The organism is Pseudomonas jessenii, from assembly GCF_002236115.1.
GTDB classification, from domain to species: Bacteria; Pseudomonadota; Gammaproteobacteria; order Pseudomonadales; family Pseudomonadaceae; genus Aquipseudomonas; species Aquipseudomonas jessenii.
Map to the genome: position 1 here is coordinate 364,976 of NZ_NIWT01000002.1, position 26,724 is coordinate 391,699.

At 59.6% G+C, this 26,724-nt stretch carries 25 protein-coding genes, 1 tRNA gene and 1 pseudogene; 18 read left to right on the top strand and 9 right to left on the bottom strand.

Going from position 1 to position 26,724, the window contains the following annotated elements; translation table 11 throughout:
• Nucleotides 1-152: 152 nt before the first annotated feature.
• The 3 genes from PSJE_RS06340 to PSJE_RS06350 are packed head-to-tail and all read left to right on the top strand — an operon-like array spanning nt 153 to nt 3,331.
• Nucleotides 153-1,562, top strand: coding sequence for a circularly permuted type 2 ATP-grasp protein (locus PSJE_RS06340; protein WP_046042936.1), 1,410 nt, complete (start codon nt 153-155; stop codon nt 1,560-1,562).
• A gap of 12 nt (nt 1,563-1,574) precedes the next feature.
• Entirely contained in the window at nt 1,575-2,525 is a 951-nt protein-coding gene (locus PSJE_RS06345) for an alpha-E domain-containing protein (RefSeq protein ID WP_057715736.1), read from the top strand.
• A complete protein-coding gene (locus tag PSJE_RS06350) occupies nt 2,522-3,331 on the top strand; it encodes a transglutaminase family protein (protein WP_057715735.1) in 810 nt (269 codons plus the stop codon). Before PSJE_RS06345 ends, PSJE_RS06350 begins: the two co-directional genes overlap by 4 nt.
• A 120-nt stretch (nt 3,332-3,451) precedes the next feature.
• Here the strand turns inward: PSJE_RS06350 and PSJE_RS06355 are convergent, their stop codons facing one another.
• Nucleotides 3,452-4,273 (bottom strand): c-type cytochrome, encoded by an 822-nt coding sequence (locus PSJE_RS06355; protein WP_090454001.1) that lies wholly within the window; start codon nt 4,271-4,273, stop codon nt 3,452-3,454.
• Nucleotides 4,274-4,868: 595 nt separating this feature from the next.
• Here PSJE_RS06355 and PSJE_RS06360 point away from each other — a divergent pair.
• The 3 genes from PSJE_RS06360 to PSJE_RS06370 all read left to right on the top strand — a co-directional run bounded on the left by PSJE_RS06360 (nt 4,869) and on the right by PSJE_RS06370 (nt 9,061).
• The gene (locus PSJE_RS06360; RefSeq protein WP_090454002.1) at nt 4,869-6,074 is read left to right on the top strand and encodes an acetyl-CoA C-acetyltransferase; all 1,206 of its coding nucleotides are present in this window, start codon (nt 4,869-4,871) and stop codon (nt 6,072-6,074) included.
• Nucleotides 6,075-6,098: 24 nt separating this feature from the next.
• Entirely contained in the window at nt 6,099-8,243 is a 2,145-nt protein-coding gene (locus tag PSJE_RS06365) for a 3-hydroxyacyl-CoA dehydrogenase NAD-binding domain-containing protein (RefSeq protein ID WP_090454004.1), read from the top strand.
• 95 nt (nt 8,244-8,338) lie between these two features.
• Complete coding sequence (locus PSJE_RS06370) at nt 8,339-9,061, top strand: amidotransferase (protein ID WP_057715731.1); 723 nt, start codon at nt 8,339-8,341, stop codon at nt 9,059-9,061.
• A gap of 100 nt (nt 9,062-9,161) precedes the next feature.
• Here the strand turns inward: PSJE_RS06370 and PSJE_RS06375 are convergent, their stop codons facing one another.
• From PSJE_RS06375 to PSJE_RS06385, 3 genes are all read right to left on the bottom strand, one after another.
• Nucleotides 9,162-10,133, bottom strand: a complete 972-nt coding sequence (locus PSJE_RS06375; protein ID WP_057715730.1) for a magnesium and cobalt transport protein CorA — start codon at nt 10,131-10,133, stop codon at nt 9,162-9,164.
• 159 nt (nt 10,134-10,292) lie between these two features.
• Nucleotides 10,293-11,015: a lysophospholipid acyltransferase family protein gene (locus PSJE_RS06380; protein ID WP_057715729.1), complete on the bottom strand. Its 723-nt coding sequence runs from the start codon at nt 11,013-11,015 to the stop codon at nt 10,293-10,295.
• A gap of 214 nt (nt 11,016-11,229) precedes the next feature.
• On the bottom strand, nt 11,230-11,919 hold the full coding sequence (locus PSJE_RS06385; RefSeq protein ID WP_057715728.1) for a crotonase/enoyl-CoA hydratase family protein: 690 nt from the start codon (nt 11,917-11,919) through the stop codon (nt 11,230-11,232).
• A gap of 308 nt (nt 11,920-12,227) precedes the next feature.
• Here PSJE_RS06385 and PSJE_RS06390 point away from each other — a divergent pair.
• The 9 genes and pseudogenes from PSJE_RS06390 (at nt 12,228) to PSJE_RS06430 (ending at nt 15,896) form a co-directional block, all read left to right on the top strand.
• A tRNA-Ser gene (locus PSJE_RS06390) sits at nt 12,228-12,317 on the top strand.
• Nucleotides 12,318-12,628: 311 nt separating this feature from the next.
• Nucleotides 12,629-13,261 carry a hypothetical protein gene (locus PSJE_RS06395; RefSeq protein WP_090454006.1) on the top strand — a complete coding sequence of 211 codons (633 nt, stop codon included), beginning with the start codon at nt 12,629-12,631 and terminating at the stop codon, nt 13,259-13,261.
• Between the two features lie 16 nt (nt 13,262-13,277).
• A pseudogene (locus PSJE_RS06400) lies at nt 13,278-13,454 on the top strand (6-aminohexanoate hydrolase); the annotation flags it as partial.
• On the top strand, nt 13,451-13,771 hold the full coding sequence (locus PSJE_RS06405; protein WP_090454008.1) for a YbjQ family protein: 321 nt from the start codon (nt 13,451-13,453) through the stop codon (nt 13,769-13,771). The pseudogene PSJE_RS06400 and the gene PSJE_RS06405, both read left to right, overlap by 4 nt.
• A 146-nt stretch (nt 13,772-13,917) precedes the next feature.
• Entirely contained in the window at nt 13,918-14,106 is a 189-nt protein-coding gene (locus PSJE_RS06410; RefSeq protein WP_032829518.1) for a hypothetical protein, read from the top strand.
• A gap of 311 nt (nt 14,107-14,417) precedes the next feature.
• A complete protein-coding gene (locus tag PSJE_RS06415) occupies nt 14,418-14,786 on the top strand; it encodes a hypothetical protein (protein ID WP_007988063.1) in 369 nt (122 codons plus the stop codon).
• Nucleotides 14,787-14,954: 168 nt separating this feature from the next.
• Nucleotides 14,955-15,380 (top strand): YMGG-like glycine zipper-containing protein, encoded by a 426-nt coding sequence (locus PSJE_RS06420; RefSeq protein ID WP_090457788.1) that lies wholly within the window; start codon nt 14,955-14,957, stop codon nt 15,378-15,380.
• 16 nt (nt 15,381-15,396) lie between these two features.
• A complete protein-coding gene (locus PSJE_RS06425) occupies nt 15,397-15,579 on the top strand; it encodes a hypothetical protein (protein WP_057715722.1) in 183 nt (60 codons plus the stop codon).
• 107 nt (nt 15,580-15,686) lie between these two features.
• The gene (locus PSJE_RS06430) at nt 15,687-15,896 is read left to right on the top strand and encodes a hypothetical protein (protein WP_090454012.1); all 210 of its coding nucleotides are present in this window, start codon (nt 15,687-15,689) and stop codon (nt 15,894-15,896) included.
• 55 nt (nt 15,897-15,951) lie between these two features.
• On the opposite strand, the gene PSJE_RS06435 is transcribed toward PSJE_RS06430, so the two are convergent.
• A complete protein-coding gene (locus PSJE_RS06435; RefSeq protein WP_408003800.1) occupies nt 15,952-19,119 on the bottom strand; it encodes an RHS repeat-associated core domain-containing protein in 3,168 nt (1,055 codons plus the stop codon).
• 413 nt (nt 19,120-19,532) lie between these two features.
• On the opposite strand from PSJE_RS06435, the gene PSJE_RS06440 reads away from it, so the two are divergent.
• Nucleotides 19,533-20,228 (top strand): HAD-IA family hydrolase, encoded by a 696-nt coding sequence (locus PSJE_RS06440; RefSeq protein ID WP_090454016.1) that lies wholly within the window; start codon nt 19,533-19,535, stop codon nt 20,226-20,228.
• Between the two features lie 137 nt (nt 20,229-20,365).
• Here PSJE_RS06440 and PSJE_RS06445 read toward each other — a convergent pair whose 3' ends face one another.
• Nucleotides 20,366-21,112 (bottom strand): 3-oxoacyl-ACP reductase family protein, encoded by a 747-nt coding sequence (locus PSJE_RS06445; RefSeq protein ID WP_090454018.1) that lies wholly within the window; start codon nt 21,110-21,112, stop codon nt 20,366-20,368.
• Between the two features lie 124 nt (nt 21,113-21,236).
• Here PSJE_RS06445 and PSJE_RS06450 point away from each other — a divergent pair, with 124 nt between their 5' ends.
• Nucleotides 21,237-22,160, top strand: a complete 924-nt coding sequence (locus PSJE_RS06450; RefSeq protein WP_090454020.1) for a LysR family transcriptional regulator — start codon at nt 21,237-21,239, stop codon at nt 22,158-22,160.
• Nucleotides 22,161-22,290: 130 nt separating this feature from the next.
• On the opposite strand, the gene PSJE_RS06455 is transcribed toward PSJE_RS06450, so the two are convergent.
• The 3 genes from PSJE_RS06455 to PSJE_RS06465 all read right to left on the bottom strand — a co-directional run bounded on the left by PSJE_RS06455 (nt 22,291) and on the right by PSJE_RS06465 (nt 25,906).
• The gene (locus tag PSJE_RS06455) at nt 22,291-23,019 is read right to left on the bottom strand and encodes an aspartate/glutamate racemase family protein (RefSeq protein WP_007988885.1); all 729 of its coding nucleotides are present in this window, start codon (nt 23,017-23,019) and stop codon (nt 22,291-22,293) included.
• Nucleotides 23,020-23,075: 56 nt separating this feature from the next.
• Complete coding sequence (locus PSJE_RS06460) at nt 23,076-24,617, bottom strand: NCS1 family nucleobase:cation symporter-1 (RefSeq protein ID WP_090454022.1); 1,542 nt, start codon at nt 24,615-24,617, stop codon at nt 23,076-23,078.
• A 548-nt stretch (nt 24,618-25,165) separates the two neighbouring features.
• A complete protein-coding gene (locus tag PSJE_RS06465; RefSeq protein WP_057715715.1) occupies nt 25,166-25,906 on the bottom strand; it encodes a phosphoadenylyl-sulfate reductase in 741 nt (246 codons plus the stop codon).
• A gap of 173 nt (nt 25,907-26,079) precedes the next feature.
• On the opposite strand from PSJE_RS06465, the gene thrH reads away from it, so the two are divergent.
• A complete protein-coding gene (thrH, locus tag PSJE_RS06470) occupies nt 26,080-26,697 on the top strand; it encodes a bifunctional phosphoserine phosphatase/homoserine phosphotransferase ThrH (RefSeq protein WP_090454024.1) in 618 nt (205 codons plus the stop codon).
• The last annotated feature ends 27 nt before the right edge of the window (nt 26,698-26,724 follow it).

The following is a 26,724-nucleotide window of genomic DNA, read 5'->3' on the forward strand; positions in this document are numbered from 1 at the left end:
AATGAAGCGGGGGCGATCAGGTTGGGGCATTTACCGCACAGGATTGGTGCGGTACGTGCGCGTTGATTATCCAACCGATTGAAATTTAAGCGTTTATGCCGATGGCACGGGCCTTGCGAAGGTCTGGACGTCCGAGTGACAAGGAGTACGGCATGATCCGCACCTATTTTGATGAGATGTACGATGCCGGCGGCCTGGTCCGCCCGCATTATCGGGAGTTTGCCCGTTGGCTGGCCGAGACGCCTGACGAGCTTCTGGCACAACGGCGACGCGAGGCCGATCTGTTGTTTCATCGCGCCGGGATTACCTTCACGCTCTACGGGGACGAGCAGGGCACAGAGCGCCTGATCCCCTTCGACACCATTCCACGCAGCATCCCCGCCAGCGAGTGGCGGATTGTCGAACGCGGCTGCATCCAGCGGGTCAAGGCGTTGAACATGTTCCTCGCCGACCTCTACCACGAGCAGCGCATCATCAAGGCCGGCATCATTCCGGCCGAGCAGGTGCTGGCCAACGAGCAGTACCAGTTGGCGATGCAGGGCCTGGACCTGCACCGCGATATCTATTCGCACATCTCCGGCGTCGACCTGGTGCGCGACGGCGACGGTACCTACTACGTGCTCGAGGACAATCTGCGTACGCCGAGCGGCGTCAGCTACATGCTCGAAGATCGCAAGATGATGATGCGCCTGTTTCCCGAGCTGTTCGCGGCGCAACGCATTGCCCCCATCGACCACTACCCGAACTTGCTGCTCGACACCCTGAAAAGTTCAAGCCCCATCGATAACCCGAGCGTGGTGGTGCTGACGCCGGGGCGCTTCAACAGTGCGTTCTTCGAACATGCGTTCCTGGCGCGGGAAATGGGCGTGGAACTGGTGGAGGGCGCGGACCTGTTCGTGCGGGACGACAAGGTCTACATGCGCACCACCGACGGGCCGAAAGCGGTCGACGTGATTTATCGTCGCCTCGACGACGCCTTCCTCGATCCCCTGGCCTTCAACCCGGAATCGATGCTCGGTGTGCCGGGGCTGCTGTCGTCCTACCGTTCCGGCAACGTGGTGCTGGCCAATGCCATTGGCACGGGGGTAGCGGACGACAAATCGGTGTATCCGTTCGTTACCGACATGATCCGTTTCTACCTCGATGAAGAACCGATCCTGAAGAACGTGCCGACCTGGCAATGCCGTAATCCGTCTGAGCTTTCCCATGTGCTGGCCAATCTTCCAGAACTGGTGGTCAAGGAAACCCAAGGCTCCGGCGGGTACGGAATGCTGGTGGGGCCGGCGGCGACGGCGGCGGAAATCGAAGCCTTCCGTGCGCGGATCATCGCCAAGCCCCATGCGTATATCGCGCAACCGACGCTGTCGCTGTCGACCTGTCCGACCTTTGTCGAAAACGGCATTGCGCCACGCCACATCGACTTGCGGCCGTTTGTTCTGTCGGGTCGTGAAACCCGGGTCGTGCCCGGCGGCTTGACCCGCGTCGCCCTGCGCGAAGGCTCACTGGTGGTCAATTCCTCCCAGGGCGGTGGAACCAAGGACACCTGGGTGGTCGAGGATTAAAGGAAGCCTGTCATGTTAAGTAGAACTGCCTCGGATTTGTATTGGATGTCGCGTTACCTGGAGCGGGCGGAAAACCTCGCACGGATGCTCGACATCAGTTATTCGCTGTCGCTGATGCCGCAGGACGGTCGTGGCGACGGTTTGCACGAACTGGCCATGCCGCTGTTGATCACCGGCACCCTGGACGATTACCTGGAGCGCCATGGCGAACTGCATGCCGAACGGCTGCTGCATTTCTTCGCCCTGGATGCGGCCAACCCGGCGAGCATCTACAGCTGCCTCGGTGCCGCACGGGCCAGCGCCCATGCGGTGCGTGGGCGCATCACCGCCGACATGTGGGAAAACATCAACGCCACCTGGCTGGAAATTCGCGGCATCGCCGAACAGGGCCTCAGTCGCTACGGCATGAGCCGTTTCTGCGAGTGGATCAAGGAACGTTCCCACCTGTTCCGGGGTGCGTCCTACGGCACCATCATGCGTAACGATGCGTTTCGCTTCATTCGTCTGGGGACCTTTATCGAACGGGCGGACAACACCTTGCGCCTGCTCGATGCCCGCTACGAAATGGCCGGCGATCAGGCCGAAGCGGTCAGCGATGGCACCGCTCACGCGTATTACCAGTGGAGCGCGTTGTTGCGGGCGTTGTCGTCGTTCGAGGCCTACACGGAAATTTACCGCGACGCCCCCGGCGCCCGGCATGTGGCGGAGTTGCTGTTGCTGCGGGCCGATGTACCGCGATCCTTGCGCGCCTGCACCGAAGAAATCGACCAGATTCTCTCGCAATTGCCGGGGGCCAACGGTCGCCCGGCACAACGACTGGCGGCAGAAATGGACGCACGCCTGCGCTACACCGGCATCCATGAAATTCTCGAAGAAGGCCTGCACGCCTGGCTGACCGAGTTCATCCCGCTGGTGCGCCAGTTGGGTAACGCGATTCACAGTTCTTATCTGGAGGCCGCATGAGACTTTCCATTAGCCACGAAACCACCTATCACTACGAAGACAAGGTGCGGGCGAGCATCCAGTATCTGCGCCTGACCCCCCACGACAGCGAGCGCCAGCACGTGCTCAGCTGGCAGCTCGACCTGCCGCGTCCAGTGCGGGCGCAACTCGATCCGTTCGGCAACATCCTGCATGTGCTGACCATGGACGAGCCCCATGAGGCGATCATCATCGGTGCCCGTGGCCAGGTCGATATCGACGAATTGCGTGAGGCCGAACACGAGAGCCAGTCGGCACTGCCGTTTCTGCGCTTCACCCGTTTGACCGAAGCCGACGCCGCCCTGCGTGCGTTCGCCGAGAAGGAATGCAGGCAACGCCGCGATCGCACGGCGCTGATCGATCTGATGCATGGCCTCAACCAGCATATGACCTACACACCGGGCTCCACGGAAGTGGACACCAGCGCGGCCCAGGCTTTTGCCGGGCGCTCCGGTGTGTGTCAGGACCATACCCATGCGTTCCTTGCCTGCACTCGCAGCCTGGGTATTCCAGCGCGTTATGTGTCGGGCTATCTGTACAGCGAAAACAGCGAACACCTGGCCAGCCACGCCTGGGCCGAAGCCTGGCTGGATGACGCCTGGTACAGCTTCGACGTGACCAATGAGCTGGCCCGGCCGGAACGCCATCTGAAACTGGCGGTGGGCCTGGATTACCTGGATGCCTGCCCGGTGCGCGGGATGCGCCGGGGCGGCGGGTGTGAGCAGATGCACGCCAAGGTGCTGGTGTCACCGACGCCAGCGCCGGTGATTTCAGTGCAGCAGCAGTAGGCGCGATACCAAGGAACCTTGTGGGAGCGAGCTTGCTCGCGATGGCGTCATTTCAGTCAATACTTTTGTGACTGATACACCGCTATCGCGAGCAAGCTCGCTCCCACAGGTACGATGTTGTTACGGCTTAACCTTGCGCCCGACCATATGCTGCAAATACCCCACCAGGCTCTGCAGATCCCCATCCGGCAACACCTCGGCCGAGAACCCGGGCATCTTCGCTTGCGGCCACTGGCGCAAACTCTGTGGATCGCGGATGTAGCGCTTGAGGAAGTCCGCACCGAAATACTCGGTCGGGTTGTACGGAATATTCAGGTCCGGCCCGAATTGCGCGTCCCCGGCTCCATTGAGTCGATGACACGCCAGGCAGTTCTTCTGGAACAACGCAAATCCCTTGTTCACCGGATCATCCGCCTTCAATGCCGGATCGGGCAGCAGTGCGGGAAAGCGCTCGGCCACGGGTGCCAGGCGTTTGATGCTCGCCACCTGGAACGGCCATTGTTCTGGGCTGATGTTGCCGGCCTGCGGATTGCTCCAGACCAGATAGAACGGCCCGGCGCCCGGCTTGCCTTCGGATAGCGGTGGCCAGGGTTTGCTCGGGTCTTCAATCGCCAGCCACGCCTGTGCACCCTGGGTATTGAGCAACGGCGCGGCGGTCATTTCGGCGGCAAAACCATCCAGCGCAACGGCTTGCAGGTGGTCTTCAGGTTTGATGCCGGTCAGCAGTGCGGACAGCGGCACGGCGCGGTAGCTCATGTCCCGCTTGTAGGAAACGTCGTTGCTGATGTCGATGGTTTGAACCTGAGGATGCTTGAGCAATTGCTCGGTCTGCCAGGTGCGACTGTTCGCGCCCAGCTCCAGGTTCAGCTGTGCGGCATACAGGGGCGAGCCGAACAGCGTGGCCCCGAGCAGAATGAGCATTTTCAAGTGATCGCCGTCCATGTCGTGCAAGTGCCGCAAAGATTGGCACAGCCACGCTGGCCCGGGTAGCGGGCCAGTCACATTTTGAGAGTGGCAATTCAAAAACTGTGACGCCGTAGCTTTATAGACGCGACTAGCCGATGACCTTGGTCAGGTTCGGCAATATCAACAACAGCGTGGTGGCGAAAAGGATGAGCCCGGCTTGACGTACTTTCGATTGTTTGAACATGGCTTGACCGCCTTTTTTGTTATTTCCTGATGCCTGCCCGCATAGCATCCATGATGGCAGCGCGTTGCACTTCCTGTAGTGACGAGTGCCTCGGCAAAACCCGACGACAACTTCGTACATGTTCACCTTAGAGCCCGCGGTACGCTTGGCTTAGATCCATTTCGTATGGTGTTCTTAAAATTCGCGTTAAAAATGGCATGAGGCCTAGTGCCAGCTTCTTTGGCAGCCGTTGGCTAGACAGCTTGGTGTCCTGAACGGTAGCTGACTACCGTTCGTCTGAGCGTGAGCGTCAATGTCTGTGAGCGCTGCGGTCATTGAATCAAACGCGGCTCGGGCCAAGAGTGGGCACTCGGTATTTACCCACCTGCACTGCGGTTCGAGGACGTCATGACCCAAGCATTGATTTTCGACGCGTTACGCACGCCCCGTGGCAAAGGCAAGGCTGATGGCGCCTTGCACAGCGTCAAACCGGTGAACCTGGTGGCTGGTTTGCTCACCGCACTGCAACAGCGCACAGCGCTGGACACCAGCCAGGTCGATGATGTGGTGCTTGGCTGCGTAACCCCGATTGGTGATCAAGGTTCCGACATCGCCAAGACTGCCGCTCAGGTGGCCGATTGGGATGTCAGCGTGGCGGGAGTACAGATCAACCGGTTCTGTGCTTCGGGGCTGGAGGCCGTGAACCTCGGCGCGATGAAAGTGCGTTCCGGTTTCGAAGACCTGGTGGTGGTCGGTGGTGTCGAGTCGATGTCCAGGGTGCCGATGGGCAGCGATGGCGGGGCCTGGGCGCTGGACCCGGCGACCAACCTGCACAGTCACTTCACGCCACAGGGCGTGGGTGCCGACCTGATCGCCACCCTTGAAGGCTTCAGCCGTCAGGACGTCGATGCCTACGCGTTGTATTCCCAGCAAAAGGCTGCACGGGCGCGGGCCGACGGTTCGTTCAAAAAGTCGCTGGTGCCGGTGCAGGACCAGAACGGCATCATCCTGCTCGATCACGATGAGTTCATCCGCGCCGACTCGACCCTGGAAGGCCTGGGCAAGCTCAAGCCGAGTTTCGAGATGATGGGGCAGATGGGTTTCGATGCCACCGCGCTGCGGGTCTACAGCCATGTCGAGCGGATCAACCATGTGCACACCCCCGGCAACAGCTCCGGGATTGTCGACGGCGCGGCGCTGATGCTCATCGGCTCCGAAGCCAAGGGCCGGGCGCTGGGCTTGCAGCCCCGGGCGCGGATTGTCGCCACGGCAGTCACCAGCACCGATCCGACTATCATGCTCACCGGCCCCGCGCCGGCGACCCGCAAGGCGTTGGCCAAGGCCGGGCTGCGGGTCGAAGACATCGACCTGTTCGAGGTCAACGAGGCGTTCGCGTCGGTGGTGTTGAAATTCATCAAGGACATGGCCGTCGATCCGGACAAGGTCAATGTCAACGGCGGCTCAATCGCCATGGGCCACCCGCTGGGCGCCACTGGCTGCGCCATTCTCGGCACGCTGCTCGATGAGCTGGAAGCCCGGCGCCTGCGTTATGGCCTCGCGACCCTGTGTGTCGGCGGCGGCATGGGCATTGCCACCATCATCGAACGCCTCTGAGCCCGGACATCAAGGAACCCAGTTATGAGCGAAGCCATTCGTTACGAAAAAGACCAGGACCAGATCGTCGTCCTGACCATCGACATGCCGGGCCAGAGCGCCAACACCATGAACGCGGTGTACCGCGAAGCCATGGCGGACTGCGTTACGCGCCTGGTGGCCGACAAGGACAGCATCGCCGGTGTGATCATCACCTCGGCGAAGAAGACATTTTTCGCTGGCGGCGATCTCAACGAGCTGATCAAGGTTGGCAAACCCCAGGCCAAGGCCTTCTACGACATGGTGCTGAGCCTCAAGGGCCAGTTGCGCGCCCTGGAAACCCTCGGCAAGCCTGTGGTCGCGGCGATCAATGGCGCCGCACTGGGCGGCGGCTGGGAAATCTGCCTGGCCTGCCATCACCGCGTGGCGCTGGACCACCCGTCGGTGCAACTCGGCCTGCCGGAAGTCACCCTTGGCCTGCTGCCAGGCGGCGGAGGCGTGGTGCGCATGGTGCGCATGCTCGGCCTGGAAAAAGCCCTGCCTTATTTGCTTGAAGGCAAGAAAGTGCGACCACCACAGGCATTGCAGGCAGGATTGATCGACGCACTGGCGACCGATCACGAAGACATGTTGGCCAAGGCGCGGACGTGGATTCTGGCCAATCCAGCGGCGGTGCAGCGCTGGGACGTGAAGGGCTACCAGATTCCGGGCGGCACACCGTCAAACCCGAAAGTTGCGCAGATGCTGGCGATTGCGCCGTCGATCCTGCGCAGCAAAACCCAGGGCACGATGCCCGCGCCAGAGAAAATCCTCTGCGCAGCGGTCGAGGGCGCCCAAGTGGACTTCGACACGGCGCACTTGATCGAAACCCGCTACTTCACCGAACTGACCACCGGCCAGGTCTCGAAGAACCTGATTGGCACGTTCTGGTTCCAGCTCAACGAAATCAATGCCGGCGGCTCGCGGCCTCAAGGCTTTGCGCCTTATGTCACCCGCAAGGTCGGCGTGCTCGGCGCCGGGATGATGGGCGCCGGTATTGCGTTTGTCAGTGCGTCGGCGGGGATCGATGTGGTGCTCAAGGACATCAACCTCGCGGCGGCGCAGAAGGGCAAGGCGCATTCGGCGGCGCTGCTGGACAAGAAGGTTGCTCGCGGACAAATGAGCATCGAGCAACGCGACACCGTTCTGTCACGCATTCAAACCAGCGAAAGCGATGCCGACCTGGCCGGTTGCGACCTGATCATCGAGGCGGTGTTCGAGGATCGGGATTTGAAGGCCAAAGTCTCGTTGGCGGCGCAGAAGGTCGTCGGCGCGGACGCGGTGATCGCCTCCAACACCTCGACCTTGCCGATCAGCGGCCTGGCGTGTGCCGTGCCCGATCAGAGCAAGTTCATCGGCCTGCATTTTTTCAGCCCCGTGGAAAAAATGCCGCTGGTGGAAATCATCAAGGGCGCCAACACCAGCGATGAAACCCTGGCCCGCGGCTTCGATTACGTCCTGCAAATCAAGAAAACCCCGATTGTGGTCAATGACAGCCGCGGTTTCTTCACGTCGCGGGTGTTCGGCACCTTCACCAATGAAGGCATTGCCATGCTGGGTGAGGGCGTGAGCGCGGCGATGATCGAGACTGAAGCGCGCAAGGCCGGCATGCCGGTAGGACCGCTGGCGATCTCTGACGAAGTTTCCCTCAGCCTGATGAACCATATCCGCCTGCAAACGGCCAAGGACCTGCAAGCAGAAGGCAAACCGCTGACAGAACACCCGGCATTTGCCGTGATTGACTTGTTGCTCAATGAGTTCAAGCGTCCGGGCAAGGCTGGCGGTGGAGGTTTCTACGAGTATCCGGCGGGCGGCCAGAAACACCTGTGGTCTGAATTGAAGACGCGCTTCGAGAAAGCCGACGGGCAGATTTCGCCCAAGGACGTGCGTGATCGCCTGCTGTTCGTGCAAGCCATCGAAACCGTGCGCTGTGTGGAGGAGGGGGTGTTGACCTCGACGGCGGATGCCAACATTGGCTCGATCTTCGGCATCGGTTTCGCCGCTTGGACCGGCGGTGCGCTGCAGTTCATCAACCAGTACGGCGTGCAGGACTTTGTGGCCCGAGCCCAGTATCTGGCCACACAGTATGGCGAGCGGTTCGCGCCTCCCGCCTTGCTGCTGGAGAAGGCCGCCAAAGGGGAGGCGTTCTAAGGGGGAGATGATGCATTTCGGGGCTTGCCTTGTCACAGCGTTTCAAGGCAGGCTCTGGGGTGTGCATTATTCCCATCACGTGTCAGGTATTTTTTATGTCGTTACGCATCTGCATTCTGGAAACCGACCACCTGCGTCCGGAATTGGTTGACCAATATCAGGGCTACGGGCAGATGTTCAAACACCTGTTTTCGCAGCAGCCAATTGCCGCCGAGTTCACGGTCTACAACGTGGTGCAGGGTGAGTACCCAAGCGACGACCTGACGTTCGACGCCTACCTGGTGACGGGCAGCAAGGCCGACTCTTTCGGCACCGACCCGTGGATCGAAACCCTCAAGAAATATCTGCTGACCCGCTACGAGCGCGGGGACAAGTTGCTGGGCGTCTGCTTCGGTCATCAGTTGCTGGCGTTGCTGCTCGGTGGCAAGAGCGAGCGTGCGACCCAGGGCTGGGGCGTCGGCACCCACAACTACAAATTGGCCGCCAAGGCGCCGTGGATGAACCCGGTGCGCGAAGAATTGACGCTACTGATCAGCCACCAGGACCAGGTCACGTCGCTGCCGGAGAACGCCACGGTTATCGCTTCCAGCGACTTCTGCCCGTTTGCCGCCTACCATATCAACGATCAGGTGCTGTGCTTCCAGGGGCATCCGGAGTTCATCCACGATTACTCCCGTGCCCTGCTGGAAATTCGCCAGCAGGCACTGGGCGAGCAGGTCTACTCCAAAGGGATCGCGAGCCTGGAACAGGAACACCACGGCACCACGGTTGCCGAGTGGATGATGCGGTTTGTCGCGCACAAGCCAACAGCTGTTTAAAACCTGTAGGAGCTAGCCCTGCTCGCGATGGTCGTGAACGATAACGCGCCAAACCTGACAGCCCACGGTGCTCTCAGGTTTTTCGCGAGCAGGCTCGCTCCTACAGCCACCCCGATTTCTTGAAGCTCGCCCACAACCCCAGACAACCCACCGTAATAAACCCCAGCACCCCGAAATACCCGTAGTGCCAGCCCAACTCCGGCATGTTCTGGAAGTTCATTCCGTAGATCCCCGCCACCGCCGTCGGGAAGGCCAGAATCGCCGCCCAAGCCGCAAACTTGCGTTGCACCACGCTTTGGCGAGAGGCCTCCAACAGCACCCCGACCTCAATCGTCTGGCTGGCAATATCCGCCAGCGTCGTCAGGTCTTCCATCTGTCGAGTGACGTGGATCTGCACATCGCGAAAGTACGGGCGCATGTTCTTGTCGATGAACGGGAAGCTCAGTCTCTGCAATTCCTCCCCGATCTCAATCATCGGTGCCACATAACGACGCAAGCGCAAAACATCACGACGCAGGCCATGTAGCTTCTGGATGTCGTAGTCATTCAGCGAGCCGCACAACACGTTGCGCTCCAGCTCATCGATTTCCCCGTGAATGGCTTCGCCCATCGGCTGGTAGTTTTCGATCACGAAATCGAGGATGGCATAGAGTACGAAATCTTCCCCGTGCTCAAGCAATAGCGGACGCGCCTCACAGCGCTGTCGGACATGGGCGTAGGACGCGGAGTGACCGTTGCGCGCAGTAATGATGTAGCCATTGCCGGCAAAGATATGCGTCTCGATGAACTCGAGTTTGCCCTCATGGCGGATGGGCGAATACGTCACGATGAACAGCGCATCGCCGAAGGTTTCCAGCTTCGGTCGGCTGTGCTTTTCCAGGGCGTCTTCGATGGCCAGTTCGTGCAGGTTGAACTGGCGTTGCAGGTTGTAGAGCTCCTCGGCGTTCGGCTCTTCGAGGCCGATCCAGACAAAGTGCCCGGGCTTTGCAGCCCAGGCTGCGCCTTCGTCAAGGCTGATATCAGTGACTCTCTTACCGGCGCTATAAACCGCAGCAGCAACAACTCTACCCATGATGGTGGTTCACTTCTTTTGGCAGCTTTCAATTGGCAACGAATGCATTGGCAGTGTGGCTCAGCTTAGCCTTGCAGTGTTTGAGAGTCAGTTAAATCTGCCGAGTTCTGGGCAAAGACGCACAGGCAAAAGAAAACCCGCACCAGGCGGGTTTCTTTTTCAGGCGGCTTGCAGTTGCCGGTCCATCGATTCGATGCATTCACGCATCTGCTCGCGGCACTGGGCGATCAGCAGGGGCATGTCGTCCAGGCTCAATCCAGCGGTGGGAATCGCCGGCAACGAGCGAATCAGGATTTTCCCGCTGCGCCAGCGGTTCAACCGCATGTGTTTGACGTAACTGCTGACGCACACCGGGACAATCGGCACCCCGGCGGCAATGGCCATCTGAAAGGCGCCTTTCTTGAAGGGCAGCAAGTCCTCACCCAGGTTGCGCGTGCCTTCCGGAAAAACCCAGATCGAGGTGTCTTTGTTTTGCAGGGTGTGGGTGGTGGTCAACATCGACTTGCGTGCCTTTTGTGCATTGCCACGGTCGATCAGCACATTGCCGGCCAGCCAGAACAACTGCCCGAACAGCGGCACCCACTTCAGGCTCTTTTTGCCGATGCACACGGTACGACGGGGCACCACGTTGCCAAACACAAACAGGTCATAGTTGGACTGGTGATTGGCGATGATCACGCAGCTGTCGGGTTTATCCATCAACGGCCCGACTTCGGCCTTCACTCGCAAACGCAAAATGCACATGGCCGGCCATGCGTACAGGCGTGCGCACAGGCGGCTGTTGTCCGGATTGAACGGCCGGCACAGGCCGAGCATCACCCCCAGCACACCCGCCACGATAAAGTGCAGGCCCATCAATGACATACGGCACAAAAACAGCATTTACAGGCCCCACCGGGACAAAAGGTGGCGCAGTGTACGGATGTGCACTGTTTTCGGCAATTGCTCCCAGGGAAGTGGGAGATGGTCGATGTTTGAGCTGATGTTTCCGACTGTTTGGTCAGATGCAGCCTAGAGCGGTCACAGACGTTTAACGCAGACATGTATGAAAAAGCCCGACACGACGGTCGGGCTTTTCGTGGCAGCAGATCCGGGCTTAGCCCAAATGCTCCTGATCCTGGATGATCGCGTTGTCCAGGGCCTCCAGCAGCGCTTTGCGCACTTTCAATTTGGTGTTCTTGTGCGCGGTCATGTTGATCTTCTTCAACTGACGAGCCGCCGCCAGTGCCGCGCCTTGCAGTTCTTCAGGCGAGACCACGACATCGAGGAAGCCGGCCGCCACGGCGCCTTGTGGATTGAACATCTCGCCGTTGACCACCGAACGCTGCAACGCCACTTTGTTCAGGCGGTCACGGGCAATCTCGATGCCCGCGTGGTGCATGGTCATGCCGATCTGCACTTCGTTCAGGCCAATGCTGAACGCACCTTCAACGCCGATGCGATAGTCAGCCGACAACAGCAGGAACGCGCCCTTGGCCACCGCGTGCCCCGGGCACGCCACGATCACCGGGAAGGGGTGCGACAGCAGGCGGCGGGCCAGGGTCGAGCCGGCGGTCACCAGCGCCACGGCTTCTCTAGGACCGGCCGTCATCACCTTCAGGTCATAACCGCCAGAGAGAATGCCCGGCTGGCCGGTAATGATCACCACCGCACGATCAGCCACTGCCCGATCCAGCGCAGCGTTGAACTCGGCAATCACATCCGGGGAGATGGCATTGACCTTGCCATTGCTCAGGGTCAGGGTCGCGATACCGTCTTCGAGATGGTAGGAAATCAACTCACTCATGACGCTATTCCTTTCAATAAAGTTGGGCTGACGTTACCCACCGCCGCAAGCCAGGTAAAGCGCCGTGACTGACCCGCCAGTCACCCTTTGCCCGCCTGTCAGGCGTAGCCCGCCGCGCCTGCTGCGCATTCCCCTCTATATAGAAGAGGGCTCGAAGCCGGAGATTGGCCGTTTTGCCATGGCCGGGAACGACCGGAAACGCTGAATCGCGTTAACCGCATGAAAATTCTGAAAAAAATGTTTGCCATCGGAAAAGCTTTCGACTACATTAGCGCGCCTCGACAGACAGAACATGTTTGAAGAGATACGGTGAAGTGTCCGAGTGGCTTAAGGAGCACGCCTGGAAAGTGTGTATACAGGAAACTGTATCGAGAGTTCGAATCTCTCCTTCACCGCCACATTCTGAAAACACAAACCCCTGATTTTCCTAGAGAAAGTCGGGGGTTTGTGGTTTTTGGCGTCTGAAAAAGGGCGATATGGGAATGTTGCCGGATCATATTCCCGTTCGTATGCCCCATCTACTCCGCAATCCGGCCCCAAATACATCATCCTGCCGATAACCAAGCGAAAACGAAGCAAACGTAACGTCCTTCGCAACTCGCGGAGCTCTCCTACAGCCAGAGCGAGGGTGCCTCGATATGCTGCTTCCCATGCAAAACACAGTTTTTGAATAGGGTTTTTCGCAAGAATGAGCATTGAAATAAAGAACATGATCAAGGCTGCCGTGTTGATTTTTGCGGTGTGGCTTGCGCAGTTTCTTGAGCATGAGACTCTGACCGCTTTAATTTTTACGGCTGTACTTTCATGTGGTGCGTATTTTGCTTTTCGCAACCGAAAGAACATCAGTGCTTTTGCAAAGAAATGGCCAAGCTCCCTAGCCTACACAGCAATCGTTTTTTACATTTGTAAAATCGTAGCGGAGAAAACCATCAACGCTACCACTGGAATTGAAGTCGAAAATATCAGGTACGCCTCGACAATCGGTGGTTTCATTTTATCTGTACCCGTTTCACTGCTTTTGATCAGCATGTGCATGCTCGTCTGTTGGCAGGTGAAAGAGTTGTTTGGTGTGCGGATTGGCGCGTCTGTCGAAGAACATGTTCCAGGGCTGAAGATCTTCTTCATCGGGACCCTGATGGGAGCCGGCATGCTCGCTTCATCACAAGTTGATCCTTTAATTCGGTATGCGGTTCTCGCTGACGCGTCCAAGGTCACGACCTGCGGACCAGTGGAAAATGACGTTGTCTACATCCGAAAAAATCCGGATACCTGTTCCAGGATCCACGTGAATCTTTTTAAGGGCATCTATGACTTCAGCGATGTACCTGCGAAATCCAACTGAAAGTTAAATGGCAGGCGGGGCATTCATGGCGCGTGGGGTCCATGGGCAGCGCATTTATGTCGACCCGAAGGCCGAGATGGTCATCGTCCGCTACGCATCCCATCCGGTGGCCAGCAACTCGGCCAATGATCCCGTTACTTTGCCAGCGTTTGACGCGTTGGCTGACTATCTGAACAGGAAGGAACACCCATGATCATCACCACGACCCAGTCCATCGAAGGCCGGCAAATTACCGCCTACCTGGACATCGTCAGCGCCGAGTCGGTGCAAGGGATCAACGTTGTCCGCGACGTGTTTGCCGGGATGCGCGACTTTTTCGGCGGGCGTTCCCAGACACTGGAGCGAGCGTTGAAGGAAGCACGCATTCAGGCCACCGATGAGATCAAGGAGCGGGCGCTGGCGCTTCAGGCGGACGCGGTGGTCGGGCTTGATTATGAGATCAGCATGCCGGCCGGAAAGGGAGGGATGGTCGTGGTGTTTGTGACCGGGACTGCGGTCAAGTTGAGGTAAAAGGTGAGAAGCCATTCGTCGGTCACGGGGAAATCCGAACGGCAGGTCCGTTGGTGACCGGCTAGTCTCAAAAACCTTGGCGATCGATATTCTTTCAGGCAAAGGGCTTGCCGATGTCGATCGCGCTTTTTGAAAGGGGTGGAGAGATGGCTGATCCGTATATCGAGGACGATGGCGCAGAGTTTCCGATCAACAACTCCGTGCGGTGTGGTCAGACCCAATATGTGGCCAGTTTCGGCGAGGACCAGACTGAGGTCGACAAGATCAAGACCAGGGCGTGCCGGGTACTGAAGGGCAAATTTTTACCCAAGGTGACAGCGCCGGTCAGGAAGTAATCGAACGTCAGGCAGACCCCGTCATAGAGCGGGGTTTTTCATGCCTGAAAAATTTTATGACAATTTTTTTGAAGGGGCAGATCTTTCACAAACTTTTCACAACACCCTCCGTAATCTCGACTCATCCGTTAGAAAGCAACACCTGGCCCGTTTCCCCAGCGGGCTTTTTTTTGTCCGCGATAAAACCTTTTCGGTAAACGCTGTCCAACCCTCGCCAATCGCGAAGTTGGACCGGTGTGCTGGACTTTATCCGCGCAAAAGCATTCAATCTCGCCCCCTTTTGTGTACCCCCTATTTTTGAGGTTTTTGTCATGCGTTTAACACTGCCCGCTCTGGTTCTGGGGCTTCTGGTTGCTCAAGGTGCAATGGCTGGTGACGGCACTGCCGCGCTGGGCGGTGGCTTGGGCGGCGCATTGGGTAACGTCGTCGGCCAGAAGATGGGCGGCAGCACTGGCGCCGCGATTGGCGCGGGCGTCGCTGGCGCGGCAGGCAGCGCAGTTGCCGCCAAAAAAGGTCATCGCACCAGCGCTGCTATCGGTGGCGGTGTCGGCGCGGCCGGTGGTTCTGTGATCGGCAATAGCCTCGGCGGCAAGTCCGGTGCCACCATCGGTGCGGGCCTGGGCGGTGCATTGGGCGGCGGCGTGGGCAGCAACCTGGCCAATGGTCACAAGCGTCACTGATCCTGATCCAGATTTGAAAAGAGCCCGGCTTGATGCCGGGCTTTTTCATTTATGAACGTTTCACGCCGCAGCAGCTCAAATCTTCCATACCCTGGGAAGAATGTGAGGCGTGCCATGAACCCGAAAACCAACGACAAAAAAAACGGAAGCCTGAATGCTCGAATCTTGATGGTGCCTGCAATTGTTTTTGGATTGCTGGTCTCTCAGGTGGCGCTGGCGGGAGGTAATGGAGATGCCGCAGTGGGCGGTGGTCTTGGTGGGGTCCTGGGCAATGTTGTCGGTGGCCAGGTGGGTGGCAGCACGGGTGCGGCCGTTGGTGCCGGAGTCGGCGGCGCGGCCGGTAGTGCCATTGCCGCGCCAAAGCGCAGTCGCACCGAGGCGGCGGTAGGCGGTGGTTTGGGCGCGGCGGGTGGATCAGTGATCGGCAACAGTCTTGGCGGTTCGACCGGATCGGCCATCGGTGCCGGTCTTGGCGGTGCAGCCGGCGGTGCGGTCGGCAATGATCTGGGGAGTGATAGCGGCCACTTCCATTCCGGTGGCGGACATAAACATTCGAACAAGCACCACAATAAGCACCACAATAAGCATCACTAGTTGAGCGAGGCATCCCATGACTGCGAAAAGCGAAGACAAGGAAGAAAAGGGGCCGAGCGCACAGCCATCTATAAACGATCCCGGCAATGAAGATCCGGGATCGCTGATGGATGATGCGACGGTACCGCTTAACGATGCTGATGATGCGGGCGATGTGGGGAATATCGAGTTTGAAGATGAGGAAGAGGACGAGGACTGATCGAATCGTGCTGGCGGATTGACCGGTTGTCCAGCTGATCGAACGCGTCCATCGCCCGATCCTCGCTAGGTCGTGGCCTGCACTTCAGGTCACACAAGAGGTGCGATATGAACACTGATCGGAAAGTCCCCGACGTTGATGAAACACCGGAGTATCCGCTGCCGTCGCCTACCGATTCCTTGAGCCGTGACCAACGACCACCGGACGATGATGATGCAGGTGTGGAGCAGGTTCCGAGCGACGACGATGATATAGAGGCCGATCCAGAAGACTGGGACGATGGCGCGGGTGAGCCTGCTATTACAAAGCGACAGTGAAGAACCCTGGGTCCCGATTGCTTCTTTAAAGCGTCGGTTCGAGGGGGGAATCCGGTTAGAAAATTCCCCGGGGCTCTAGTGAGTCTCCGCAATACCCGTATTTATTCGAAGGTTTTGGAGAGGGCGCATCAGGCTCTCCCTTATCAACCCTTGCCCTTCCTTGCCCATACGGCACCGAGCATCCCGGCTTGTTCTCCTGCGGGCAATTCCCGCCCAATCCCAATGGCGCCACCCACCCCGTCGGGTTCCGGGTGTACCGATACGGGTTCAACCCACCGGCCAGCATGACCGGATCCAGCGTCAGATAACGACCAATGTCGGGATGGTAGTAGCGATGACGGTTGTAGTGCAGGCCGCTCTCGGCGTCGAAGTATTGCCCCTGAAACCGTAGAGGCTGTTTGAGTCGTTCGCCGTCGCCCTGGCTCACTTCACGAAGTTTGCCGTGGGCGGTGTATTTGGCCGACCAGACGATAGCACCGCCGTAGTTGGTCAGTTCCTGCGGAGTACCGAGGTGGTCGAGTTGGTAGTAGAGCGGGCGGGCGTCTGCCCGGCCTTTTCCGTCAAGCAGCGCCAGCGGGCGGAAGCTGCCGGGTTCGTAAACGTAGCTGCGGTAGTGCTCGGGAGCGCTTTCGGCGATGAGCTGGTCGCCTTGCCAGAAGAATTGCGTGGTCTGGCTGTCGATGGTTTTGCGGATGCGCCGGCCGAAGGCGTCGTAGTGGTAGCTGACACTTTTACCGTCCGGGGTGCTGACGCTGATCAGGCGGTGCTGGCTGTCATAGGTGTATTTGGTGACTTGGGGCGGCATGCCGCGGCGTTCGCGGATCAGGTTGCCGAAGGCGTCGTAGTCGTAGTGGCTGTTGCAATGGCGGTGCAGACGGTTGCCCTGGAGCACGAACGGGCCTGGACGGCCACGGATCAGCAGATTGCCGGCCGGGTCATGGGTGAAGTTCTCCGCGAACGGATCGCGGTCGTGGCGTACGCCGGTCAGGCGGTCGAACGCATCGTATTGATAGTGGCGCTGGCCGTGACGGCTGTCGGCAATCTGCAGGAGATTGCCCTTGGCGCTGTAGGCATACTCGCGGCGATACAGCGCTCGTTGCTTTTGGCTGACGCAATGGAGCTGCAAGCGGCCTTGCTCGTCGTAGGCGTAGTCGCTGAGCAGCAGGCCCTGTTGGCGTTGCTGTTCGCGCCCGCCAACAAAACGGTGGCAGGTCAGGCGCGTGCCATTGAGATCGATGGCAGTGAGGGCGCCCCCCTTGGCATGGTGGTAGACAAGGACACAGTCGTCCGGAAGGTGCAGCCGCTTGAGCCGACCGCAGGCATCGTAGCCGTAACGCAGGGTGCCCCAGCCCTGATGCTCGGTGATCAGCCGGCCCTGGCGGTCGTATTCGAACGCCAGCGGATGGTCCTGACCGTCATCGACGCGGACCAATCGCCCTAAGTTGTCGTAGTGGTACTCGACCTTGATCCCGTCGGGCAGGGTCTTGAGCAACAAGCGCCCGGCGCTGTCGCGTTGGTATTGTGTGACGAGTTGCGAACCGTCGTCGCCGAACTCGGTTTTTTTCAGCAACTGGCCATTACCGTCATACGCATAGGTGGTACGACGGCCATCAAAGCCGGTTTCCTGTCGGATCAATCCGCCAGGCGTGTAGTCCAGCCGATAGGTGTCGCCGACCTCGTTTTCGATCTCGGTGAGCAACAGTTGCGCATGATCGTAGCCGTACTTCAGCGTGCTGCCGTCGGGGTTGATCCGACGGCTGACCAAGTGCAGGTCGTCGGCGTATTCGTAACGGGTTACCCGTCCCAGTTCGTCGGTTTCGGCGGTGACCTGGCCGTAGGCGTTGTAGCGATAGGCACGGCAGGCACCGGTGGGCAGCGTGATCCTGGTCAGTCGACCCACGGCGTCCCACTCATAGCCGGTGACGGCATCGTGTTCGTCCTGCCGGGTAATCCGCCGGCCCAGCACATCGTAGGAAAAAGCGCGCTGGGCACCGTCCGGCAAGGTCTCCTCCAACAGTTGCCCCAAGGCGTTCCAGACAAACCGGTGACCGCTCTGATCGGGGAATCGGATTGTCAGCAAGCGCCCTTTGGGGTCGTAGAAATAGCGGGTGATCTGTCCATCGGGATCGGAAACAGCAGTGATGTCGCCCTGGGCATTGCGCTGACAGGTCCAGGTCGCCTGACCACGGGTGAGGGTGCGCAGGAAACCGTGCCGATAGTTGCAGGTCATGGGCGCCTCATCGGGCGCACGCCGCGCGATCAACCGACCGGCTTCGTCATAATGGTATTCGGTGACGGCGCCGAGGGCGTCCTGCTCGGCGATCAGGCGACCCTGATCGTCGTAGGCCTTGTGCAACTCACCGCCGTCGGGCCCGACCTGGCGTACCAGGCGTGCGCGGTTGTCATGAACGTAAACCTCTTCGCTACCGTCGGCGTTGTTCACTGTCACACAGCCTTTATCGTCCCAGGCGTAACGTGCCTCCATTTGCGAAAACGAGGCCCAATGATGGATGCAGCGGGCTGCCTTGCCAGAGCGTTCCCACGCCCAGAAGAAACTCGCGCCGCCGGCCAGTTGCCGTTGCAGGATCACGTGCTGCTCGTCGTAGTCATAGCGCTCGCTTTCACCTGCGGCGTTGGTTGCCTCGATCAAGCGCCGGCGGGCGTCGTAGCGGTAGCTGACCAGTGTCTGTTCGGTGCGCCAGGTGTTTGCCTCGCAGTCGCCGCGCTGAAACACCTGATAGTCGACGGCCACCAGGTGCTTGACGTCGTAACGCAGCAATAAGGCGCGGTCGGCGCCGTTGTCCAGGCGTTGGATCCGGTCACAGCGGTCCCGCTGCACCGTCAGGCGGTTGCCGTAGGCATCGCTGATCGTGCTGAGCCGGCCGTCATGAAAGTGGTAGAACCGCGCGCGGTGGCCGGCCAGGGCGAGGATCAATTCGTCCGGCTCTTCGCCGAGGTAAATCGCCGCCCGCGACAGGCTGTTGTGGATCACCGGGCGCGCTGCCGTCGGCCGTGGAAAGGGCGTGCGGCGGTTTTCGGGGTCGATCCACAGCACCCGCTCGCTGTGGAGTTCCAGGTGCTGGGACAGCGAATGGCTCCAGCCAAAACCGAGGCCACTGTCGATTTCGACGGCACTGGTGCGATAGAGGCGGGTGAAGTCGAAAGGCAGGATTCCGTCGAGGGTGCCATCGGTCAGGGTCAGCAGTTCTTCACCGGTAACCATCGACACCGGGCCGTTGTGGGTGGCGGTTCGCTCGGCGGTGTCGATACTGACACCATTGGGGTTTTTCGCCTGTCTGGAGGCGTCCTCGTGGCGTTCATGCCTGCCGGGGCAAAGTATCAGGGGACCGCTGGCGGGGCATGCCAATACCTCTTGGGGATCGAACATCTGCTGTCTTTCGCTTGGCGGAATGTGGAGCGCGAAACTCTGCGGGGGATCGGCGAGGAAAGAAGTCGGGAAAGGGTGGCGCTTGCTGTAGGGCTATTCGCTAAATCGCGGAGGGCCATTCGGCGTCGATCGGAATTTCATCATTGCTCTAGACCAGCGGCGCTCGCTATGCTGCTGAATCCTTTAATCCATGGGGCATCGGCCGTACCTGAGCTGCCCGGGATACCTTAGAAAACGGATCAGATGCGATGAATGCACCACTGAAAGCATTCGGCCCGATCAAGGCCGTGATTTTCGATATGGACGGCTTGTTGCTGGACACGGAAGGCATCTACACCGAAGTCACCTCCATAATTGCCGCGCGTTACGGCCGGACGTTCGACTGGAGCATCAAACAGAACATCATTGGCCGGGGCGCGGGCGATCTGGCGCGCTATGTGGTTGAAGCGCTGGACTTGCCGATTACGGCACAAGAGTTTCTGGTGATCCGCGAGCCGCTGATGCGCGAGCGTTTTCCTACAGCGCAGGCAATGCCCGGAGCACAGGAACTGGTACGGCATCTGAAGGCCAACAATATTCCCATTGCCGTAGGCACCAGTTCTTCGAGCCAGTCGTTCGGCCAGAAAACCACATTGCACCGCGACTGGTTCGCCTTGTTCGACTTTATCGTCACCGCCGATGACGCCGAGGTGGGCGCGGCCAAACCAGCACCGGATATTTTCCTGACGGCGGCGCGGCGCCTGGGTGTTGCACCGCAAGACTGCCTGGTGTTCGAGGATTCGCCCTTCGGCGTCACTGCGGCGAAAGCGGCAGGGATGACGGCGATTGCGATTCCGGATGCGGCAATGGCCGACGCCAGGTACGCACACGCCGATGGCATTCTTCGTACGCTGAAGGCGTTTGTGCCGAGTGCTTTTGGTTTGCCGGCGCTGGAATGGACCTAGCTAAAAAGACGGGTCGACTCTGGCAAATGTGGGAGCGGGCTTGCTCGCGAAGGCGGTGTACCAGGCAACATTGATGTCGTCTGATTCACCGCTTTCGCGAGCAAGCCCGCTCCCACATTGGGTTTGCGTTTAACGCATCAGGCGCCGAAACCACCGTCGATGGTCAGGCTGGCCCCCGTGATATAGCCCGCTTCAGGGCTGACAAGGTAGGCGACGAAGCTGGCGATCTCTTCGGCCTTGCCGTAACGGCCCACGGCCATCAACGGGATCAGGCTTTCCGCAAAGTCACCCTCGGCCGGATTCATGTCGGTGTCGACCGGGCCCGGTTGCACGTTATTGATGGTGATGCCTTGCGGGCCGAGATCACGGGCCAGGCCTTTGGTCAGACCGACCAGCGCCGACTTGCTCATGGCGTACGGGCCACCACCGGCGAAGGGCATGCGGTCTGCGTTGGTGCTGCCGATATTGATGATGCGACCGCCTTCGGTCATGTGTCTGGCGGCGGCCTGGGTGGCGATGAACACGCTACGCACGTTGATGGCCAGGGTCTGGTCGAAGTCTTCGAGTTTGAACTCGTCCAGCGGTGCAACCGCCAGTACGCCAGCATTGTTGACCAGGATATCCAGGCGACCGAAGGCTTCTACCGTGGCGGACACGGCGCCGCGGATGGCGTCGGCGTCGGCGCTGTCGGCCTTAATGGCCAGGGCCTTGCCGCCCTTGGCGATGATGCTGCCTTGCAGTTCTTCGGCTTTGGCCGTGGAGCTGACGTAGGTGAAGGCAACGGTGGCGCCTTCAGCGGCCAGGCGCTTGACGATGGCTGCGCCGATGCCGCGGGAACCACCTTGAATCAAGGCCACTTTGCCGCTGAGGTTCTGAGTAGTCATATCGATCTCCAAGTCCCGAGGCGAGATGTCCCGGTTGATGGAGGCTAGTATCGATTCAGGATTACGTGCTGTGTAGACCATAGTTGCGATAGTCTGTGTAAACCAAAAGTTTATAGTGGCGCTTATGGAAACCTTCAGCAGTATCGAATGCTTTGTGCGCAGTGCCGAGGTCGGCAGCTTTGCTGAGGCGGCGCGGCGCTTGAGCCTAACACCGGCGGCGGTGGGCAAGAGCGTTGCCAAGCTCGAGGCACGCCTGGGTGTCAGATTGTTCCAGCGCAGCACTCGCAGCCTGACCCTGACGGAAGCCGGTCAGTTGTTTCTAGGCGAAGTCAGCGGCAGCCTGCACACGATCCAGAATGCCGTGGCCAATCTCGCCAGCGCCGGAGGGCAGCCGGCGGGCACCTTGAAAGTCAGCATGGGGACAGTATTTGGGTGCCTGTACATTGTGCCGATGCTCGGCGAGTTTCTGCGGCGATTCCCGGCGATCAACCCGGACTGGCACTTCGACAACCGCCAGGTCGATCTGATCGGGCAGGGTTTCGACGCGGCCATCGGCGGCGGCTTCGAATTGCCCCAGGGCGTGGTGGCACGCCGGCTGAGTCCGGCGCATCGGGTGTTGGTGGCTACGCAGGACTACCTGGAGACACATGCAGCGATCAGCGAGCCGGATGACCTCAAGCACCATGACGGGATTCTGATCCGCTCACCGCAGACCGGTCGGGTACGCTCCTGGCAGTTGACCCATCGCAATCAGCAACACAGCCCGTTGACGCTCAAGGCGCGGATGACCATGAGCGATTCCGAGGCCGCCTGCGCCACGGCCGCGCAGGGTCTGGGCATTGCGCTGGTGAGCATGCCGTTTGCCGCGGGCTATCTGGAGTCGGGCAGGCTGCAGCGGGTGTTGCCGGACTGGTACATCGATGACGGCTATACCTCCATCTATTACGCCGAACACAAACTGCTGCCGGGCAAGACCCGGGCGTTTGTCGAATTCGTCATTGAGCAGTTTGCCGAGCGGGGGTTGGGGCAGAGGTTCAGTGCGGTTTGAGCCTGGCTTAAGACCGAGGTGTTGCCATCGCGGGCAAGCCACGCTCCCACAGGTTTTGCGTCGAATACACTACTGAGGTGCAATGCATAACCTGTGGGAGCGAGCTTGCTCGCGATTGGGGCACCGCGGTCTACCGGGCAAACCGCCCCGGCCAACCAATGATGTTTTTCGGCCGTGGCGTCGCATAAGTCCGCACCTTCGATGTCGACAGCCCCAGTCGCACCAATGATTCGGCAATAGTCACCGCCGCCGTCACCCCATCCACCACCGGTACCCCGGTACGTCGGCGAATCTGCTCGTCCAGCCCGGCCATGCCGCCGCAGCCCAGGCAAATCACTTCGGCCTTGTCCTGGGTCACCGCCAGTTCGGCCTGATGGACGATGGCCTCCAGTGCGCGCTGCGGTTCGTGTTCCAGTTCCAGTACGGCCAGCCCACTGGCCCGTACCGAGGCGCAACGGTCCCAGAGGCCCGAGAGCTTGAGGCGATCTTCGATCAGCGGCACGGTGCGGTCGAGGGTGGTGACCACGGAATAGGCGTGACCGAGAAACATGGCTGTGCTGGCGGCGGCATCGGTGATATCCACCACTGGCACATTGAGCAGTTCCTGCAAGCCTTCACGGCCGTGCTCGCCGTAGCCGGCCTGGATCACCGCATCGAAGGGCTGGTCGTAGGACATCACCCGGTCCATGACCGCGATGGCCGCCAGGTAACTCTCGAAATTGCCCTCAATGGAGTCCGCGCCGAAATGCGGGGTGAGGCCGACGATTTCCGTGCCGGGTGACGCGACGGCCTGCGCCGAACGGGCGATGGCCTGGGTGATGGATTCGGTGGTGTTGACGTTGACCACGAGAATGCGCATGGGGAGTCCTTATTGCAGTTGGTTCTGCGGCCCGACAACGCCGGGCCGCGACGGGATCAGTGGCTGACGTTGTCGACCGCGATGGCTTCGCCGCTAACATCGACGTAATGCGGTTGGCGCTTGGCGATGATCAGGTAGAGCATCCCGGCGATACCGGCACCAATCAGCCAGGAAAATGGCGATACGCTGTGGAAGCCCGGTACCAATGCCAGGACGATGGCGATCAACGCTGCAGGAATGAACGCCGCCACCGCGCGTAAATTGACACCGCGGCTGTAGTAATACGCGCCGTCAGGGTCTTCGCTGTACAACTGCGGCACGTTGATCCGGCCTTTGCGTACCAGCCAGTAGTCGACCATGATCACCCCGTACAACGGGCCGAGCAGGGCACCGAGGCCGGACAGGAAGTACACGATCACCAGCGGGCTGTTGTAGAGGTTCCACGGCAGGATCAGTACAGCGATGGTCGCGCTGATCAAGCCGGCGCGGCGGAAGGTCAGGTACTTGGGCGCCAGGTTGCTGAGTACGAACGCCGGGGCGACGAAGTTGGCCATGATGTTCACCGCCACGGTGACGATCAGGAACGCCAGGCAGCCGAGCACCAGGAAGAAAGTGTTGGGGATCGAGGCGATGATTTCGGTCGGGCTTTCGATGATCCGGCCATTGATCTGAAATTGCGCGCCGCACAGCAGGACGGTAATGCTGGCGAATACCAGGATGTTCACCGGCAAGCCCCAGAAATTTCCGACCTTGATGGTTTTTCGGCACGGCGAAGAACGGGCAAAGTCGCAGAAGTTGAGGATCAAGGTGCCGTAGATCGCCAGCCACAGTGCGCCACCGGCAAAGATGTTGCGCCACATCTCACCGCCAGTCAGCGGCTCACGGATAGACCAGGCGATGGTCGCATCGGCCTGGGTGTACATCCACGCGGCAAGGGCGGCGACGGTCAGCAGAATCACCGGGCCGGCAAATGCCTCGTAGCGCCGCACCATCTCCATGCCATAGGCCAGGATCGCCAGTTGCACGAACCAGATCGCGACGAAACACACCCAGCCCAGGGTCGACAGGCCGAGGATCGAGTCGTGGTCGTAGTCGGCGAACCCGGGATGGACCGCCGTTAACAACACGCGAAAGACCACGGACGCAAGATACGTCTGGATACCGAACCAGGCGATGGCGATAACGGCGCGGATCAATGCAGGAATCTGCGCACCGTGAATGCCGAAACTGATCCGGCTGATGACCGGAAACGGCACCCCGGTTTTCTGGCCCATGTAGCCAGACAGGTTCATGAAAAAGTAAACCAGCGCGGCGCCGATCCCCAGGGACAGGAGAATCTGCCAGCCACCCAGACCCAAGGCGTACAGGCCTATGGCAAACGAGTAGTTGGCAATGTTGTGCACGTCGTTGGTCCACAGGGCAAAGATGCTGTAGCGGCCCCAGCGCCGACCTTCGGACTTGGTTGGCGCCAGGTCCTTGTTGTGCAATCGGGGGCTGAGCACCACGGGGGCGTGATGCGCCTGATTGTCGAGGGTGTGGATGGAATGGGAGGAGGGTAGATCCAGCGCGATGTTGTTATTGGAGAGACTAGTACGCATTCCGGCAGGCTCCTGATGCTCGACCTCGCGATGACTGTGCATGAGCGTTGGCTCGACAAATCTTCGTCGCGGATGGCGAATATCATTGGTTACGGGGCATCTGCAGCCTGTACGGGATAGGGCGCTTCAGGCTTGCGGATCTAAAGTGTGTGTATGTTTTGAATTGATTGTATACAAAACATGTATGCACTTAAGCCAGAACTGTGCCAGCTGGCAGTTCTATGAAACGCGCTGCTCATTTCGTTTTGTTATGGCGTTTCGCCAAATTACTGAAAAATAGGCAATTTAAATTGACCGATTGAACAGGTATTTATTTTACGAAGGGGATTCAGGAGGACATGGCGGTGTACGTCAGGCGGGGGGATGTAACTTTTGGGGGCGCAGAAACGAAAAGTGCACACATAAATGGCACCGATGGTGACATTTATGTGTACACATTTTTGTGGGAGCGAGCTTGCTCGCGATGGTCGTCAATGAAAACGCTGTATTCCTGACACCCCATGGCGCTCTTGGGTTTATCGCGAGCAAGCTCGCTCCTACAGGGGCATTTACGCTTTCGATTTGCTGATGATATTCCCCGCATGCAGCCCGCATTCCTTCTGCGTCGCTTCTTCCCACCACCAACGGCCTTCACGCTCATGCTGGTTCGGCAGTACCGGGCGGGTGCAGGGTTCGCAGCCGATGCTGATGAAACCGCGTTCGTGCAGGCTGTTGTACGGCAACTCCAGCATGCGGATGTAGCCCCAGATCTCTTCGCTGGTCATTTGCGCCAGCGGGTTGAACTTGTACAGGGTGCGTTCCGGGGTGGAGAACGCGGTGTCGATTTCCATCACCGCGACGGCGCTGCGGGTGCCGGGGCTCTGGTCCCGACGCTGGCCGGTCGCCCAGGCCGTCACGCCTGACAGCTTGCGGCGCAGCGGTTCGATCTTGCGGATGCCGCAGCATTCGCCATGGCCGTCCTTGTAGAAGCTGAACAGGCCTTTTTCCTTCACGAACGGCTCAAGTTTCGTGTAGTCCGGCGACACCAGTTCGATGTCGATCTTGTAGTGCTCGCGCACCTGATCGATGAAGCGGTAGGTCTCGGGGTGCAAGCGACCGGTGTCGAGGCTGAACACTTTGACGTTCTTGTTCAGCTTCCAGGCCATGTCCACCAGCACCACGTCTTCGGCGCCGCTGAAAGATATCCACAGGTCATCGCCGAACTCGGCAAACGCGAGTTTCAGAATGTCCTGGGCGGATTTGTTGGCATAGGTCGTGGCGAGTTCCACGACGTCGAACGTTGGGCTCATCAGGGCGGCTTCCTACAGGTCGGTGGCGCTGGGCGCTCTATATGGGGTCGATGGTAACAAAAAGCTGCACGGGCCGGGGCATCCTCTGCGTTGCGCGGGCAGGCCCGAATCGCTAGAGTTCGGCAGTCTTTTTGCTCGCTCGACTCAATAATCAATACAAATGGGAGTGTCTTGTGGAAATTGCCTGTCTGGATCTTGAAGGTGTGCTGGTTCCGGAAATCTGGATCGCCTTCGCCGAAAAAACCGGGATCGAATCCCTCAGGGCCACTACCCGGGACATTCCCGACTACGACGTGCTGATGAAGCAGCGCCTGCGAATTCTCGACGAGCACGGCCTGAAGCTCTCCGACATTCAGGAAGTGATCGCCACGCTCAAGCCGCTCGATGGCGCCATCGAGTTCGTCGACTGGCTGCGCGAGCGCTTCCAGGTGGTGATCCTGTCGGACACCTTCTATGAGTTCTCCCAGCCGCTGATGCGTCAGCTGGGCTTCCCCACCTTGCTCTGCCATCGCCTGATTACTGACGACACTGGGCGAGTCACTGACTATCAACTGCGTCAGAAAGATCCCAAGCGTCAGTCGGTCCTGGCCTTCAAGAGCCTCTACTACCGGTTGATCGCGGCGGGGGATTCCTACAACGACACCACGATGCTGGGCGAGGCCGATGCCGGGATTCTGTTCCATGCGCCGGATAACGTGATTGCGCAGTTCCCGCAGTTCCCGGCGGTGCACACGTTTGAAGCGTTGAAGCAGGAGTTCATCAAGGCATCAAACCGGACCCTGAGCTTGTAATCACATTCCCTGTAGGAGCGAGCCTGC